Source organism: Streptomyces sp. UC4497 (assembly GCF_054871485.1).
This window is the reverse complement of the sequence record NZ_JBTYHB010000039.1, coordinates 67,627-81,960: the sequence shown is the minus strand read 5'-3', so window position 1 is coordinate 81,960 and position 14,334 is coordinate 67,627. Positions and strand designations below refer to the sequence as shown.

Annotated in this window: 10 protein-coding genes; 3 read left to right on the top strand and 7 right to left on the bottom strand. The window is 70.9% G+C overall.

The features are described from left to right. Nucleotides 1–78: 78 nt before the first annotated feature. The 5 genes from ACYSUO_RS35515 to ACYSUO_RS35495 all read right to left on the bottom strand — a co-directional run bounded on the left by ACYSUO_RS35515 (nucleotide 79) and on the right by ACYSUO_RS35495 (nucleotide 4,137). Nucleotides 79–726 (bottom strand): TetR/AcrR family transcriptional regulator, encoded by a 648-nt coding sequence (locus tag ACYSUO_RS35515; RefSeq protein ID WP_461780330.1) that lies wholly within the window; start codon nucleotides 724–726, stop codon nucleotides 79–81. Nucleotides 727–802: 76 nt separating this feature from the next. Further along, nucleotides 803–1,516 carry an SDR family NAD(P)-dependent oxidoreductase gene (locus tag ACYSUO_RS35510; protein WP_461780329.1) on the bottom strand — a complete coding sequence of 238 codons (714 nt, stop codon included), beginning with the start codon at nucleotides 1,514–1,516 and terminating at the stop codon, nucleotides 803–805. A gap of 62 nt (nucleotides 1,517–1,578) precedes the next feature. After that, nucleotides 1,579–2,736 carry an acetyl-CoA C-acetyltransferase gene (locus ACYSUO_RS35505; RefSeq protein WP_461780328.1) on the bottom strand — a complete coding sequence of 386 codons (1,158 nt, stop codon included), beginning with the start codon at nucleotides 2,734–2,736 and terminating at the stop codon, nucleotides 1,579–1,581. 22 nt (nucleotides 2,737–2,758) lie between these two features. Next, nucleotides 2,759–3,352: a TetR/AcrR family transcriptional regulator gene (locus tag ACYSUO_RS35500; protein ID WP_461780327.1), complete on the bottom strand. Its 594-nt coding sequence runs from the start codon at nucleotides 3,350–3,352 to the stop codon at nucleotides 2,759–2,761. Further along, on the bottom strand, nucleotides 3,349–4,137 hold the full coding sequence (locus tag ACYSUO_RS35495; protein ID WP_461780326.1) for an SDR family oxidoreductase: 789 nt from the start codon (nucleotides 4,135–4,137) through the stop codon (nucleotides 3,349–3,351). Before ACYSUO_RS35495 ends, ACYSUO_RS35500 begins: the two co-directional genes overlap by 4 nt. Nucleotides 4,138–4,261: 124 nt before the next feature. Here ACYSUO_RS35495 and ACYSUO_RS35490 point away from each other — a divergent pair, with 124 nt between their 5' ends. The 3 genes from ACYSUO_RS35490 (at nucleotide 4,262) to ACYSUO_RS35480 (ending at nucleotide 8,029) form a co-directional block, all read left to right on the top strand. Continuing rightward, on the top strand, nucleotides 4,262–5,401 hold the full coding sequence (locus ACYSUO_RS35490; RefSeq protein WP_461780325.1) for an acyl-CoA dehydrogenase family protein: 1,140 nt from the start codon (nucleotides 4,262–4,264) through the stop codon (nucleotides 5,399–5,401). Further along, on the top strand, nucleotides 5,401–6,339 hold the full coding sequence (locus ACYSUO_RS35485; RefSeq protein ID WP_461780324.1) for an acyl-CoA dehydrogenase family protein: 939 nt from the start codon (nucleotides 5,401–5,403) through the stop codon (nucleotides 6,337–6,339). Before ACYSUO_RS35490 ends, ACYSUO_RS35485 begins: the two co-directional genes overlap by 1 nt. Before the next feature lie 784 nt (nucleotides 6,340–7,123). Further along, nucleotides 7,124–8,029 carry a chitosanase gene (locus ACYSUO_RS35480; protein ID WP_461780323.1) on the top strand — a complete coding sequence of 302 codons (906 nt, stop codon included), beginning with the start codon at nucleotides 7,124–7,126 and terminating at the stop codon, nucleotides 8,027–8,029. A gap of 99 nt (nucleotides 8,030–8,128) precedes the next feature. Here ACYSUO_RS35480 and ACYSUO_RS35475 read toward each other — a convergent pair whose 3' ends face one another. Then, complete coding sequence (locus tag ACYSUO_RS35475) at nucleotides 8,129–9,592, bottom strand: glutamate synthase subunit beta (protein WP_461780322.1); 1,464 nt, start codon at nucleotides 9,590–9,592, stop codon at nucleotides 8,129–8,131. Then, entirely contained in the window at nucleotides 9,585–14,183 is a 4,599-nt protein-coding gene (gene gltB / locus ACYSUO_RS35470; RefSeq protein ID WP_461780321.1) for a glutamate synthase large subunit, read from the bottom strand. The genes ACYSUO_RS35475 and gltB overlap by 8 nt, the downstream gene beginning before the upstream one ends. Nucleotides 14,184–14,334: the final 151 nt, after the last annotated feature.

Sequence of the window (14,334 nt, the reverse complement as noted above, 5' to 3'; positions counted from 1 at the left end):
CGCACATAAAGTCTATGGGTACCAAAACTGCAACGTCGTGAATCTTAGCATGCGACGTCACCGCACCGCGATCCCGTGTCACCGCACCGCGATCCCGTCCAGGACCATCGACAGATACTGGCGCGCGATCTCCTCGGGACTGTGCCGCCCGCCGGGCCGGTACCAGGACGCGGCGACCCACACGGTGTCGCGCACGAACCGGTAGGTGAGGCGGATGTCGAGGTCGGCGCGGAAGACCTGCTCGGCGACGCCGCGCTCCAGGGTGGTCAGCCAGGTCTTCTCGAACCTGCGCTGCGACTCGGCGAGGAACGCGAAGCGTTCCTGCGCGACGAGCTGCTGGGACTCCCGCTGGTAGATGGCGACGGCGGCGCGGTGCCGGTCGATCTCCCGGAAGGACTCGGTGACCAGCGCCTCCAGGGTCTCCCTCGGTCCGAGTTCGTCGTCGAGCACGGTGTCGTAGCCGGACCACAGCTCGTCGAGGAAGCCGCGCAGGATCTCCTCCAGCATCGATTCCTTGGAGTCGAAGTGGTAGTAGAGGCTGCCGGCGAGCATGCCCGCGTGGTCGGCGATCTTGCGGACGGTCGTGGCGTTGTAGCCCTGCTCGGCGAAGACCTCGGCCGCGGTGTGCAGGAGCTCGCCGCGCCGCTCGGGCGCGGCGTTCGTCGACGGGGACTTCTTCTTCGCGGGCGTCGCAGGCTTCGCGGGCTTCGTTGACTTCGTAGGCACGGGCCCATTGTCGCGGGCGGTGGGGCCGCCGGGCGAAGTGGTCCCCACCGATCGCCCCTTCGGCACGGGCGGATCGTCATGACCGGGGCATCCGTCCGGCCGACGCGCCGCCGTCGGCGGAGACCTCGGCGCCGGTGAGGTAGGAGGCGTCGTCGGAGGCGAGGAAGGCGACGAGCCGGGCGACCTCCTCGGGCCGGCCGATGCGGCCGAGCGCGGCGGCCGGGTGCTCGGTGGTGCCGAGGTGGGCGGTCATCGCCGTGTCGATGGCGCCGGGGAAGACGGCGTTGACGCGGATGCCGTCGCCGCCGAGTTCGAGGGCGGCGGTGCGGCTCAGCCCGCGCAGCCCCCACTTCGCGGCGCCGTACGAGCCGTGCCCCCAGATGCCCTGGACTCCGGCCTGCGAGGAGATGTTGACGATCGCGCCGCCCCGCTCTCCCGCCCGCATGGCGGGGACGACGGCCCGGACCCCGAGGAACGGGCCGACGAGATCGACCTTGAGGATCCGCTCCAGCTGGGCCGGATCCTCGTCGACGATGGGGGACGTCGTGTAGATGGCGGCGTTGTTGACGAGGATGTCGAGCTGCCCGTACGCACGGACGGCGATGTCGACGGCGTGCGCCCAGGAAGTCGCTTCGGTGACATCGAGCCTCACGAACCGCGCGGCGTCACCGAGATCGTCGGCGACCTTCTCCCCTTCGGCCACGAGGACGTCCCCGAGCACGACCCGTGTCCCGCGCGCCACCAGTTCGCGGGTGATGGCCTCCCCCATGCCGCGGGCCGCCCCGGTCACGAGGGCGACCCTTCCGGCCAGTTGTCCATGCATCTCACTCGTCGTCTTACGAGGCGGGCTCGTCACAGGCGCTCGATGATCGTGACGTTGGCCTGGCCGCCGCCCTCGCACATGGTCTGGAGGCCGAACCGGCCGCCGGTGCGCTCCAGTTCGTGAAGGAGGGTCGTCATCAGCTTGCTGCCGGTGGCGCCGAGGGGGTGGCCCAGGGCGATGGCGCCGCCGTTGACGTTGACCTTCTCGGGGTCGGTGCCGGTCTCCTTGAGCCAGGCGAGGACGACCGGCGCGAACGCCTCGTTGATCTCGACGAGGTCGATGTCGTCAATGGTCAGGCCGGTCTTCTTCAGCGCGTACGCGGTCGCCGGGATGGGTGCGGACAGCATCCGGATGGGGTCCTCGCCGCGTACGGAGAGGTGGTGGATGCGGGCCCGGGGCGTCAGCCCGTGTTCCCGTACGGCCTGTTCGGAGGCGATCAGCAGGGCCGCCGCTCCGTCGGAGACCTGCGAGGAGCAGGCGGCGGTGATGGTGCCGCCCTCGACGACCGGGTTCAGGCCCGCCATCTTCTCCAGGCTCGTGTCCCGGCGCGGCCCCTCGTCGGCGGTGACGTCTCCGTAGGCGACGGACTCCTTCGCGAACCGGCCCTCGTCGATCGCGCGCAGTGCCCGCTGGTGGGAGCGGAGCGCCCACTCCTCCTGGTCCTGCCGTGTGATGCCCCACTTCTCGGCGATGAGTTCGGCGCCGTGGAACTGGTTGACGGGCGCGTCGCCGTAGCGGGCGCGCCATCCCTCGCTGCCGAGGAAGGGGCCGTCGGTGAGGCCGAGCGGTTCGGCGGCCTGCCGGGAGGCGAAGGCGATCGGGATCATCGACATGTTCTGTGTGCCGCCCGCGACGACGAGGTCCTGTGTCCCGGAGAGCACGCCCTGCGCCGCGAAGTGGATGGCCTGCTGGGAGGAGCCGCACTGCCGGTCGACGGTGACGCCGGGCACCTCCTCGGGAAGCCCGGCGGCGAGCCAGCAGGTGCGGGCGATGTCCCCGGCCTGCGGGCCGACGGTGTCGAGGCAGCCGAAGACGACGTCCTCGACGGCGGCCGGGGCCACGCCGGTGCGCGCGACGAGCTCCTTCAGGACATGGGCGCCCAGGTCGGCGGGGTGGACTGCGCTGAGCCCGCCGCCCCGCCGCCCGACGGGCGTACGGACCGCATCGACGATGTAGGCCTCGGCCATGACGCATCAACTCCAGTCTCTTCTAAGGGTGGTGGGGTTGGGCTATCCCGTCGAGCACCATCGCGAGGTACTCGCGGGCGATCTCCTCGGGGCTGTGCCGGCCGCCCGGCCGGTACCAGGACGCGGCGACCCACACGGTGTCGCGCACGAACCGGTAGGTGAGCCGGATGTCGAGGTCGGCGCGGAACGCCCCGGCCGCCACGCCTTCTTGGAGGGTGGTCAGCCAGGTCTGCTCGAACTTGCGCTGCGACGCGGCGAGGAACGCGAACCGCTCCCTGGCCGCGAGCGCCTTCGACTCCTTCTGGTAGATGGCGACGGCGGGCCCGTGCCGGTCGATCTCCCGGAACGACTCGGTGACCAGGGCCCGCATCGTCTCGCGCGGCCCGTGTCCGGCGGCGAGCACGGTGTCGTAGCGGCCCCACAGCTCGTCGAGGAAACCCCGGAGGATCTCCTCGACGATCGAGTCCTTGGAGTCGAAGTGGTAGTAGAGGCTGCCCGCGAGCATCCCCGCGGCGTCGGCGATCCGGCGCACGGTGGTGGCGTCGTAGCCCTGCGCCGCGAACACCCCGGCCGCCGTGGCGAGGAGTTCTTGGCGCCGCTCGGGCGAGGGGCTCATGCGCGCTGGCTGCTGACGGAGACGGTCTCGCCGGTCATGTACGAGGAGTAGCCGGAGGCGAGGAAGACCATCACGTTGGCCACCTCCCAGGGCTGTGCGTACCGGCCGAAGGCCTCCTTCTCGGTCAGCTCGGCGAGCAGTTCCTCCGAGGTGACCTTCGCCAGGTGCGGGTGCATGGCGAGGCTGGGCGCCACCGCGTTGACCCGCACTCCGTATTCGGCGGCCTCTATCGCGGCGGTCCTGGTCAGGGCCATCACGCCGGCCTTGGCGGCGGCGTAGTGCGCCTGTCCGGCCTGGGCGCGCCAGCCGATGACGGACGCGTTGTTGACGATGACGCCTCCGCTGCCGGTGTCGCGGAAGGCGCGCAGGGCGGCCCGGACGCAGCGGAACGTCCCGTTCAAGGTGACGTCCAGGACCTTCGTCCACTGCTCGTCGCTCATGTCGACGAGTGCCGAAGTGCCGCCGAGGCCCGCGTTGTTGACGACTATGTCGAGCCCGCCGTGCCGCTCCGCCGTGTGCGCGAAGAGTGCCTGCACCTGCTCCTCGTCGGTGACGTCGCAGGTGAGCGCGGAGACCTGCTCGGCGCCGAACTCGGCGGCGAGGGCCGCTTCGCTCTCCTTCAGTCGGCGCGCGTGCGCGTCGCTGATGACGACGCGGGCGCCCTCCTCCAGGAAGCGGCGGGCGGTGGCGCCGCCGATCCCGGCGCCCGCGGCGGCCGTGATCACGGCCGTACGCCCGTCGAGCAGGTGGTGTCCGGGCACGTACCGGGGGGCTTCGGCGGTCATGCGCGCTCCTCACGAATTCCGGCTCGGAAGGTTCAGAAGGATCAGAAGGTCCGGAAGGTCTCGACTCTGTCCATGCGAGTACGGTAACCTACCAAACACTTGTTAGGGAAGGAGTGGGCGGCCGATGGACCTGGACTTCACCCCGGATCAGGACGCGTTCCGCGAGGAGGCGCGGGCCTGGCTCGCCGGGCACGTACCGGCCGAGCCGCTGCCCTCCCTGGAGACCGCGGAGGGCTTCGCCGCGCACCGTGCGTGGGAGACCGAGATGTCCGCGGACCGCTGGTCGGTCGTCTCGTGGCCGGAGGAGTTCGGGGGCCGCGGCGTCGACATCTTCAAGTGGCTGATCTTCGAGGAGGAGTACTACGCGGCGGGGGCGCCGGGCCGCGTCTCGCAGAACGGCATCAACCTCCTCGCGCCCACGCTCTTCGACCACGCCACGGACGAGCAGCGGGCGCGTGTGCTGCCGTCGATGGCGAGCGGCGAGGTGATCTGGGCGCAGGCCTGGTCGGAGCCTGAGGCGGGCTCCGACCTGGCGGCGCTGCGGTCGCGTGCGGTGCGCACGGACGGCGGGTGGCGCTTGCGCGGACAGAAGACGTGGTCGTCGCGGGCGGCGTTCGCGGACCGGGCGTTCGGCATCTTCCGTACGGACCCGGAAGCGGACAAGCCCCATCGCGGGCTCACGTACCTGATGTTCGACCTGCGCGCGCCGGGTGTCACGGTCAGGCCGATCGGCCGCATCGACGGCAAGCCGGCCTTCGCCGAGCTGTTCCTGGACGACGTGTTCGTGCCGGACGAGGACGTGATCGGGGAGGTCGGCAAGGGCTGGCGCATCGCGATGTCGACGACGGGGAACGAGCGGGGACTGATGCTCCGCTCCCCCGGCCGCTTCCTCGCCTCCGCGGACCGGCTGCTCGCGCTGTGGCGGGAGCGCGGCGCGGACCCGGCGGTGCGTGACCGGGTGGCGGACGCGATGGTGGGGGCGCGCGCGTACCAGCTGTTCACGTACGGCAACGCGTCGCGGTTCGCGGCGGGTGAGCAGATAGGGGCGGAGTCGAGCCTGAACAAGGTGTTCTGGTCGGAGTACGACATCGCGCTGCACGAGACGGCGCTCGAACTTCTCGGTGCCGACGGGGAGTTGGCGGACGGCGAGTGGGCCGAGGGCTACACCTTCTCGCTCGCGGGACCCATCTACGCCGGTACGAACGAGATCCAGCGCGACATCATCGCCGAGCGGCTGCTCGGCCTGCCGAAGGGACGCCGCTGATGAGGTTCCTCCTGGACGCGGAGCAGGCCGAGTTCGGCCGCACGCTCGACCGGATGCTCACGGCGGCGGACACCCCGTCGGTGATCCGCGCGTGGGCGGGCGGCGACGCGGGGCCCGGGCGGGCGCTGTGGGGGCGGCTCGCGGAGGCGGGGGTGTTCGCGCTCGGGGTGCCGGAGGCGTACGAGGGGGTGGGGCCGCTGCCGGTGGAACTGGCTTTGTCGTACGTGGAGTTGGGGCGGCATGCGGTGCCGGGGCCTGTGGTCGAGACGGCGGCGGTGGCGACGTTGCTGAACGGGACGGGGGCCGCGAAGGAGTGGCTGCCGCGGATCGCGGCGGGTGAGGTGGTGGCCACGTTGGCCTCCGGCCCCTATGTGCTGGACGCGGACGCCGCGGACGCGGTGTTCGTGGTGGACGGCGACGCGGTGCGGCTCGCCGCGGGGTGCGGGCCGCTGCGGGAGTCGGCGGATCCGGCGCGACGCCTTTTCGTACCGGACGGGGGCGGCGAGGTCGTGGAGCGCGGTGCGAAGGTGCGGGAGGCTTCGGAGATGGCGGCGCTCCTGACGGCGGCGCAGGCACTTGGCGTGGGCCTGGAACTACTCCGCCGCACGGTCGACTACGTCCGGCAGCGCGAGCAGTTCGGGGTGCCGGTCGGCTCGTTCCAGGCGGTCAAGCATCGGCTCGCGGACGCGCTGGTGGGCCTGGAGTTCGCGCGCCCGCTGCTGTTCGGGGCGGCGCTCACGATGACGTCGTCCGACATCGCGGCGGCGAAACTGTCGGCGGGCGAGGCGGCCTACGCGGCGGCCCGCGCGGCCCTCCAACTCCACGGTGCCGTGGGCTACACGGAGGAGCTGGACCTGTCCCTGTGGCTCCGCAAGGCCCGCCCGTTGCGGGACGCATGGGCCACGCCGTCCGCATGCCGCGAGCGAATCGTGGCATAACCCGTGCCGTGGCCGGCGCCTCCCGTCCTGGTTGCGCCGCACCGGGGTGCCGCCTTGCCCACCCTGCCGCCCCAGGCGGCAGATTGCCCAAGGCGGCGACGGCCGACCGCCAGGGGTGGGGAGCCGGGGTTGGCGGCGGATTGCCCAAGGCGGTGGCGGCGTCAACCGCAACGGGTGAGGAGCCGCGGCTGGCGGAGGTTGGCCAAGACGGGGGCAGCGTCGACCGCGACGGGCGGGGAGCCGTGGCGGTCGCCGGATCGCCCAAGGCGGCGCCGACACCCCGTCGGGCCGACGCCCCCGGAGGGGGCGGGTGGGTGGGAGATGGGCGGGAGCCGGGGCATCGCCCCGAGGCCGTAACGCCGGTTCGGCAAAATCAGCCCCGCCGGCGCTTGAGGCGCGGGGTCCGGGGCAGAGCCCCGTGGCGTGGGGCACGGCAGGCCGCAAGTTACGTGGGACCGAGCCCATCAAGCCCCGCCTCTCGAACGAGAGCCCGCGGCGTCCGAAGCCCGAGGGCCGATCTTTCAGCCCCGCCGGCGATTGAGGCGCGGGGGCCGGGGCGGAGCCCCGTGGCGTGGGGCCGGTGCCGGGTCCGCGGGGTCCGGGGCAGAGCCCCGGGGCGTGGGACCGGTGCCGGGTCCGCGGGGTCCGGGGCAGAGCCCCGTGGCGTGGGGCCGGTGCCGGGTCCGCGGGGGCCGGGGCGGAGCCCCGGGGCGTGGGGGCGGCGTCGGCCCAGGAACGGGCACCGGGCGCCGCGTCGCACAGACACTCGCTTACTCTGTGCCGCATGAAACGCGCAGGCTGCCTGCTCCTCTCCTTCGTGGCCGTGGCCCCACTCGCCACCGCCGCCGTCTACCTCCTGTCGCCGGACGACAAGCAGGACGGAGCGGCCCCACGCCCCACCACCTCCGCCCCGGCCCGCCCCGGCAACCAGTCGGAAGCGGAGCGCAAAGCCGACGACAAGGTGATCGCGAGCCTGCCGCCCGGCCTCGCCGACCCGCAGAAGAAGGACCTGGCCCAGCGGATCGTCGCCAGCGCCGAGAACTCGACCCTCGACTGGCGTGGCCAGTACGGCTACATCGAGGACATCGACGACGGCCAGGGCTACACGGCCGGCATCATCGGCTTCTGCACCGGCACCCACGACCTGCTGACCCTGGTCGAGCGCTACACCAAGGCCCACCCGGACAACGGCCTCGCCCGCTACCTCCCCGCCCTGCGCAAGGTCGACGGCACGGACTCCCACAAGGGCCTCGACCCCGGTTTCACCGCGGCGTGGAAGGAGGAGGCCACGCACAAGGCCTTCCGGGACATCCAGGAGAAGGAGCGCGACCGCGGCTACTTCGACCCCGCGGTCCGCCTCGCCAAGCTCGACGGCCTGGGCACGCTCGGCCAGTTCGTCTACTACGACGCGATGGTCCTGCACGGCCCCGGCACAGGACCGAACGGCTTCTACGGACTGCGCGAAGCGGCCCTCAAGGAGGCCGACACCCCGGCGCAGGGCGGCAGCGAGAAGAACTACCTCGACATCTTCCTCGACCTGCGCCGCAAGGCCATGAAGTCCAAGAACCCCGACCGCGACACCACCCGCATCGACACGGCGCAGCGCCAGTTCCTCTACGACGGCAACCTGTCCCTGAAGACTCCGCTGACGTGGAAGGTGTACGGCGAAACGTTCCACATCCCGGGCTGAACGCACCGCGACGCCCGCCCAGCGTCCGGTCGGGGACATAGGGCGAGCGTCGCGCTCAGTTCCGTACGCCGTTGTACGGGACGTTTCAGCGGCGGACCGTCACACGGCCAGCGCGCGGTCCGTCGGGCGGATCGGAGCCGGCAGCTCCGACGCCCCCGTCAGGAAGCGGTCCACGCCGCGGGCGGCCGAGCGGCCCTCCGCGATGGCCCACACGATGAGGGACTGGCCGCGGCCGGCGTCGCCCGCCACGAACACACCCGGGACGTTCGTCTGGAACTCGTCGTCGCGGGCGACGTTGCCGCGCGCGTCGAGGTCGAGGCCGAACTGCGAGACCAGACCGTTCTCCTGGTCCGTGCCCGTGAAGCCCATCGCGAGGGTGACCAGCTGCGCGGGGATCTTGCGCTCGGTACCCGGCTTGTTGACGAGCTTGCCGTCGACGAACTCGACCTCGGAGAGGTGCAGCCACTGGACGTTGCCGTCCTCGTCGCCCTCGAAGTGGGTGGTGCCCGCCGAGTAGATGCGCTCGCCGCCCTCCTCGTGCGCGGAGGTGACCTTGTAGAGCATCGGGAACGTCGGCCACGGCTGCGTGGTCGTGTTCCGCTCGTCGTTGGGCCGCGGCATGATCTCCAGCTGCGTCACCGAGGCCGCGCCCTGGCGGTGGGCGGTGCCCACGCAGTCGGCGCCGGTGTCACCGCCGCCGATCACGACGACGTGCTTGCCCTCGGCGGTGATGGGCGGCTGGACGTAGTCGCCCTCCTGCACCTTGTTGGAGAGCGGCAGGTACTCCATCGCGTAGTGGATGCCGTTCAACTCGCGGCCGGGGACCGGGAGATCACGCGACACGGTCGCACCCGCAGCAACGACCACGGCGTCGTAGCGCTTGCGCAGGCCCGCGGCGTCGATGTCGCGGCCGACCTCCACACCGGTGCGGAACTTGGTGCCCTCCGCGCGCATCTGCTCGATGCGGCGGTTGATGTGGCGCTTCTCCATCTTGAACTCGGGGATGCCGTAGCGGAGCAGGCCGCCGATGCGGTCGGCGCGCTCGTAGACGGCGACCGTGTGACCGGCCCGCGTCAGCTGCTGGGCGGCGGCGAGACCCGCCGGGCCCGAGCCGATGACGGCGACGGTCTTGCCCGACAGGCGCTCGGGGATCTGCGGGGCGACGTCGCCCCGGTCCCACGCCTGGTCGATGATCGAGACCTCGACGTTCTTGATGGTCACGGCCGGCTGGTTGATGCCGAGCACGCACGCCGACTCACAGGGCGCCGGGCAGAGGCGACCGGTGAACTCCGGGAAGTTGTTGGTCGCGTGCAGGCGCTCCTGCGCGGCCGACCAGTCCTCGCGGTACGCGTAGTCGTTCCACTCGGGGATCAGGTTCCCCAGCGGGCAGCCGTTGTGACAGAACGGGATGCCGCAGTCCATGCAGCGGGACGCCTGCTTGCTGATGATGGGCAGCAGGGACCCGGGAACGTAGACCTCGTTCCAGTCCTTGACGCGCTCGTCGACCGGGCGGGTCTCGGCGACCTCGCGCCCGTGGTTGAGAAAGCCCTTGGGATCAGCCATTGGTCGCCGCCTCCATCATCTTCTCGGTGATCTCGGTCTCGGAGAGACCGGCCAGCTCGGCGGCGTCCTTGGCGGCGAGCACTGCCTTGTACGTACTGGGGATGATCTTCGTGAACCGGGCCACCGAGGCGTCCCAGTCGACGAGGAGCTTCTCGGCCACCGTCGAGCCGGTCTCCTCGGCGTGGCGGCGCACCACGTCGTGCAGCCACTGCTTGTCGGTGTCGTCGAGGGGCTGGACCGCCGACTTGTTGCCGGGGTTCACGTCGTCGAGCTTGAGGTCGATGACGTACGCGATGCCGCCCGACATACCGGCCGCGAAGTTGCGGCCCGTCTCGCCGAGGATCACCGCGTGGCCGCCGGTCATGTACTCGCAGCCGTGGTCGCCCACGCCCTCCGAGACCACCGTGGCACCGGAGTTGCGGACGCAGAAGCGCTCGCCGGTGCGGCCGCGCAGGAACAGCTCGCCGCCCGTCGCGCCGTACGCGATGGTGTTGCCGGCGATCGTCGAGTACTCGGCGAGGTGGTCGGCGCCACGGTCCGGGCGGACGATGACGCGGCCACCGGAGAGGCCCTTGCCGACGTAGTCGTTGGCGTCGCCCTCCAGGCGCAGCGTCACACCGCGCGGCACGAAGGCGCCGAACGACTGGCCCGCGGAGCCCGTGAAGGTGATGTCGATGGTGTCGTCGGGCAGGCCCGCGCCACCGAACTTCTTCGTCACCTCGTGGCCGAGCATGGTGCCGACCGTGCGGTTGATGTTGCGGATGGCGACCTGGGCGCGGACCGGCTGGGCGTCCGTCTGGTCGTTGGCGGCGAGGGCGTCGGCGGCGAGCTTGATCAGCTCGTTGTCGAGCGCCTTCTCCAGGCCGTGGTCCTGCTCGATGATCCGGTGACGGACGGCGCCCTCGGGCAGGTCCGGCACGTGGAACAGCGGCTCCAGGTCGAGGCCCTGCGCCTTCCAGTGGTTCACGGCCCGCTCGGTGTCGAGGAGTTCGGCGTGGCCGACGGCCTCCTCGATGGAGCGGAAGCCCATCTCGGCGAGCAGCTCGCGGACCTCTTCGGCGATGAACTTGAAGAAGTTGACGATGTACTCGGCCTTGCCGGAGAAGCGCTCGCGCAGCGTCGGGTTCTGCGTCGCGATGCCGACCGGGCAGGTGTCCAGGTGGCAGACGCGCATCATGACGCAGCCGGAGACGACGAGCGGCGCGGTCGCGAAACCGAACTCCTCGGCGCCGAGCAGCGCGGCGATCAGCACGTCACGGCCGGTCTTCAGCTGGCCGTCGGTCTGCACGACGATGCGGTCGCGCAGGCCGTTGAGCAGCAGCGTCTGCTGGGTCTCGGCGAGGCCGAGCTCCCAGGGACCACCGGCGTGCTTCAGCGACGTGAGCGGCGAGGCACCCGTGCCGCCGTCGTGGCCGGAGATCAGGACGACGTCCGCGTGCGCCTTGGACACACCGGCCGCGACCGTACCCACGCCGACCTCGGAGACCAGCTTCACGTGGATGCGGGCCTGCGGGTTGGCGTTCTTGAGGTCGTGGATCAGCTGAGCCAGGTCCTCGATGGAGTAGATGTCGTGGTGCGGCGGCGGGGAGATGAGGCCCACGCCCGGCGTCGAGTGACGCGTCTTGGCGACCCACGGGTAGACCTTGTGGCCGGGCAGCTGGCCGCCCTCGCCGGGCTTGGCGCCCTGGGCCATCTTGATCTGGATGTCGTCGGAGTTGACGAGGTATTCACTCGTCACACCGAAGCGGCCGGAAGCGACCTGCTTGATGCTGGACCGGCGCGCCGGGTCGTACAGGCGCTCCGGGTCCTCGCCGCCCTCACCGGTGTTGGACTTGCCGCCCAACTGGTTCATGGCGATGGCGAGGGTCTCGTGCGCCTCCTGGGAGATGGAGCCGTACGACATGGCGCCGGTCGAGAAGCGCTTGACGATCTCGGAGGCCGGCTCGACCTCGTCGATGGAGATCGGCTCGCGGCCCTCGGACTTGAAGTTGAACAGGCCACGCAGCGTCATGAGGCGCTCGGACTGCTCGTTCACGCGGTCCGTGTACTTCTTGAAGATGTCGTAGCTGCCCGAGCGCGTGGCGTGCTGGAGGCGGAAGACCGTCTCCGGGTCGAACAGGTGCGGCTCGCCCTCGCGGCGCCACTGGTACTCGCCGCCGATGTCGAGCGCGCGGTGCGCGGGCGCGATGCCGGAGGCGGGGTACGCCTTGGCGTGCCGGGCGGCGACCTCCTCGGCGATGACGCGCAGGTCGGCGCCGCCGATCTTGGTGGTGGTGCCGTTGAAGTACTTCTCGACGAAGGCCTCGTCGAGGCCGACGGCCTCGAAGACCTGGGCGCCGCGGTAGGAGGCGACGGTGGAGATGCCCATCTTGGACATGACCTTGAGGACGCCCTTGCCGAGCGCGTAGATCAGGTTCCTGATCGCGTCCTCGGCCTCTATGTCCTTGAGGAACGTGCCGGCGCGGACCAGGTCCTCGACCGACTCCATGGCGAGGTACGGGTTGACCGCCGCGGCACCGAAACCGATGAGCAGGGCGACGTGGTGCACCTCGCGCACGTCACCGGCCTCGACGAGGAGGCCCACCTGGGTGCGCTTCTTCGTACGGATGAGGTGGTGGTGGACGGCCGCGGTGAGCAGCAGCGACGGGATCGGCGCGTGCTCGGCGTCGGAGTGCCGGTCGGAGAGCACGATCAGGCGGGCGCCGGCCTCGAGGGCGGCGTCGGCCTCGGCGCAGATCTCGTCGATCCGGGCGGCGAGCGAGTCGCCACCGCCGTGCACCCGGTACAGGCCGGACAGGGTGACGGCCTTCATGCCGGGCATGTCGCCGTCGGCGTTGATGTGGATGAGTTTCGCGAGCTCATCGTTGTCGATCACCGGGAAGGGCAGGGTGACCGCGCGGCACGTGGCGGCCGTGGGCTCCAGCAGGTTGCTGCCGGGGCCCAGCGGGGAGCGCAGCGAGGTGACGAGCTCCTCGCGGATCGCGTCCAGCGGCGGGTTGGTGACCTGCGCGAACAGCTGCGTGAAGTAGTCGAACAGCAGCCGCGGGCGGGCGGAGAGCGCCGCGATCGGCGTGTCCGTGCCCATGGAGCCGATCGGCTCGGCGCCGGCCTTGGCCATCGGCGCGAGGAGGATGCGGAGCTCTTCCTCGGTGTAGCCGAAGGTCTGCTGGCGGCGCGTGACGGAGGCGTGCGTGTGCACGATGTGCTCGCGCTCGGGGAGGTCGGAGAGCTCGATCTCGCCGGCCTCGAGCCACTCCTCGTAGGGGTGCTCGGAGGCGAGAGCGTTCTTGATCTCCTCGTCCTCGATGATGCGGTGCTCGGCGGTGTCCACGAGGAACATCCGGCCGGGCTGCAGGCGGCCCTTCTTGACGACCTTGGCCGGGTCGATGTCGAGGACGCCGACCTCGGAGCCGAGGACGACGAGTCCCTCGTCGGTCACCCAGTAGCGGCCCGGGCGCAGACCGTTGCGGTCGAGAACGGCGCCGACCTGGGTGCCGTCGGTGAAGGTGACACAGGCCGGGCCGTCCCAGGGCTCCATCAGGTTGGAGTGGTACTGGTAGAAGGCGCGCCGGGCCGGGTCCATGGAGGCGTGGTTCTCCCAGGCCTCCGGGATCATCATCAGGACGCTGTGCGGCAGCGAACGGCCACCGAGGTGCAGCAGCTCCAGGACCTCGTCGAAGGAGGCGGAGTCGGAGGCGTCCGGCGTACAGACGGGGAAGGTCCGCTCGAGGTTGTCCGAGTCCCCGAAGAGTCCGGAGGCGAGCTGCGACTCACGGGCGCGCATCCAGTTGCGGTTGCCCTTGACGGTGTTGATCTCACCGTTGTGCGCGACGAAGCGGTACGGGTGCGCGAGCGGCCACGACGGGAACGTGTTCGTGGAGAACCGGGAGTGCACGAGCGCGATCGCGGAGGCGAAGCGGCGGTCGGACAGGTCCGGGAAGAAGGGCTCCAGCTGGCCGGTGGTCAGCATGCCCTTGTAGACGATCGTGCGCGCGGAGAGCGACGGGAAGTACACGTCGGCCTCGCGCTCGGCGCGCTTGCGCAGCACGAACGCCTTGCGGTCGAGCGCGATGTCCTTCGAGGTGCCGTCCGCGACGAAGATCTGGCGGAACGCCGGCATCGTCGAGCGGGCCATGGAGCCGAGCATCTGCGGGGCGACCGGGACCTCGCGCCAGCCGAGGACGTTGAGGTCCTCTTCGGCGGCGATCGTCTCGATCCGCGAGACGAACTCCTCGGTGCCCTCCTCGGGCAGGAAGGCGATACCGACAGCGTACGAACCGGCCTCGGGGAGGTCGAAGTCGACCACCTCGCGCAGGAAGGCGTCCGGAACCTGGGACAGGATGCCCGCGCCGTCGCCCGAGTCGGGCTCGGAGCCGGTGGCACCGCGGTGTTCCAGGTTTCGCAGGACGGTCAGCGCCTGCTCGACCAGCGTGTGGCTCGCCTCGCCGGTGAGGGTGGCCACGAACCCGACGCCACAGGCGTCGTGCTCATTTCGCGGGTCGTACATGCCCTGGGCAGCAGGGCGAGCATCCATGTGCGACCAGGTCTGGCCGCTGTTGGAATGCTGGGACGGCTGGCGCGAGGTACGCATCGGCTCTCCCGTCGTCGTCGTGGCAAGGTACGTGCCGAGGGACGACGTTGGCCCTCTGCGGAGAAGTGCAGCTCAAAAAATTTCGTGCAGGTTACATGATGGGGCGGTTCTCGGGAACCGGATAGTGCGTTCCAACATGCGGACACCGCGG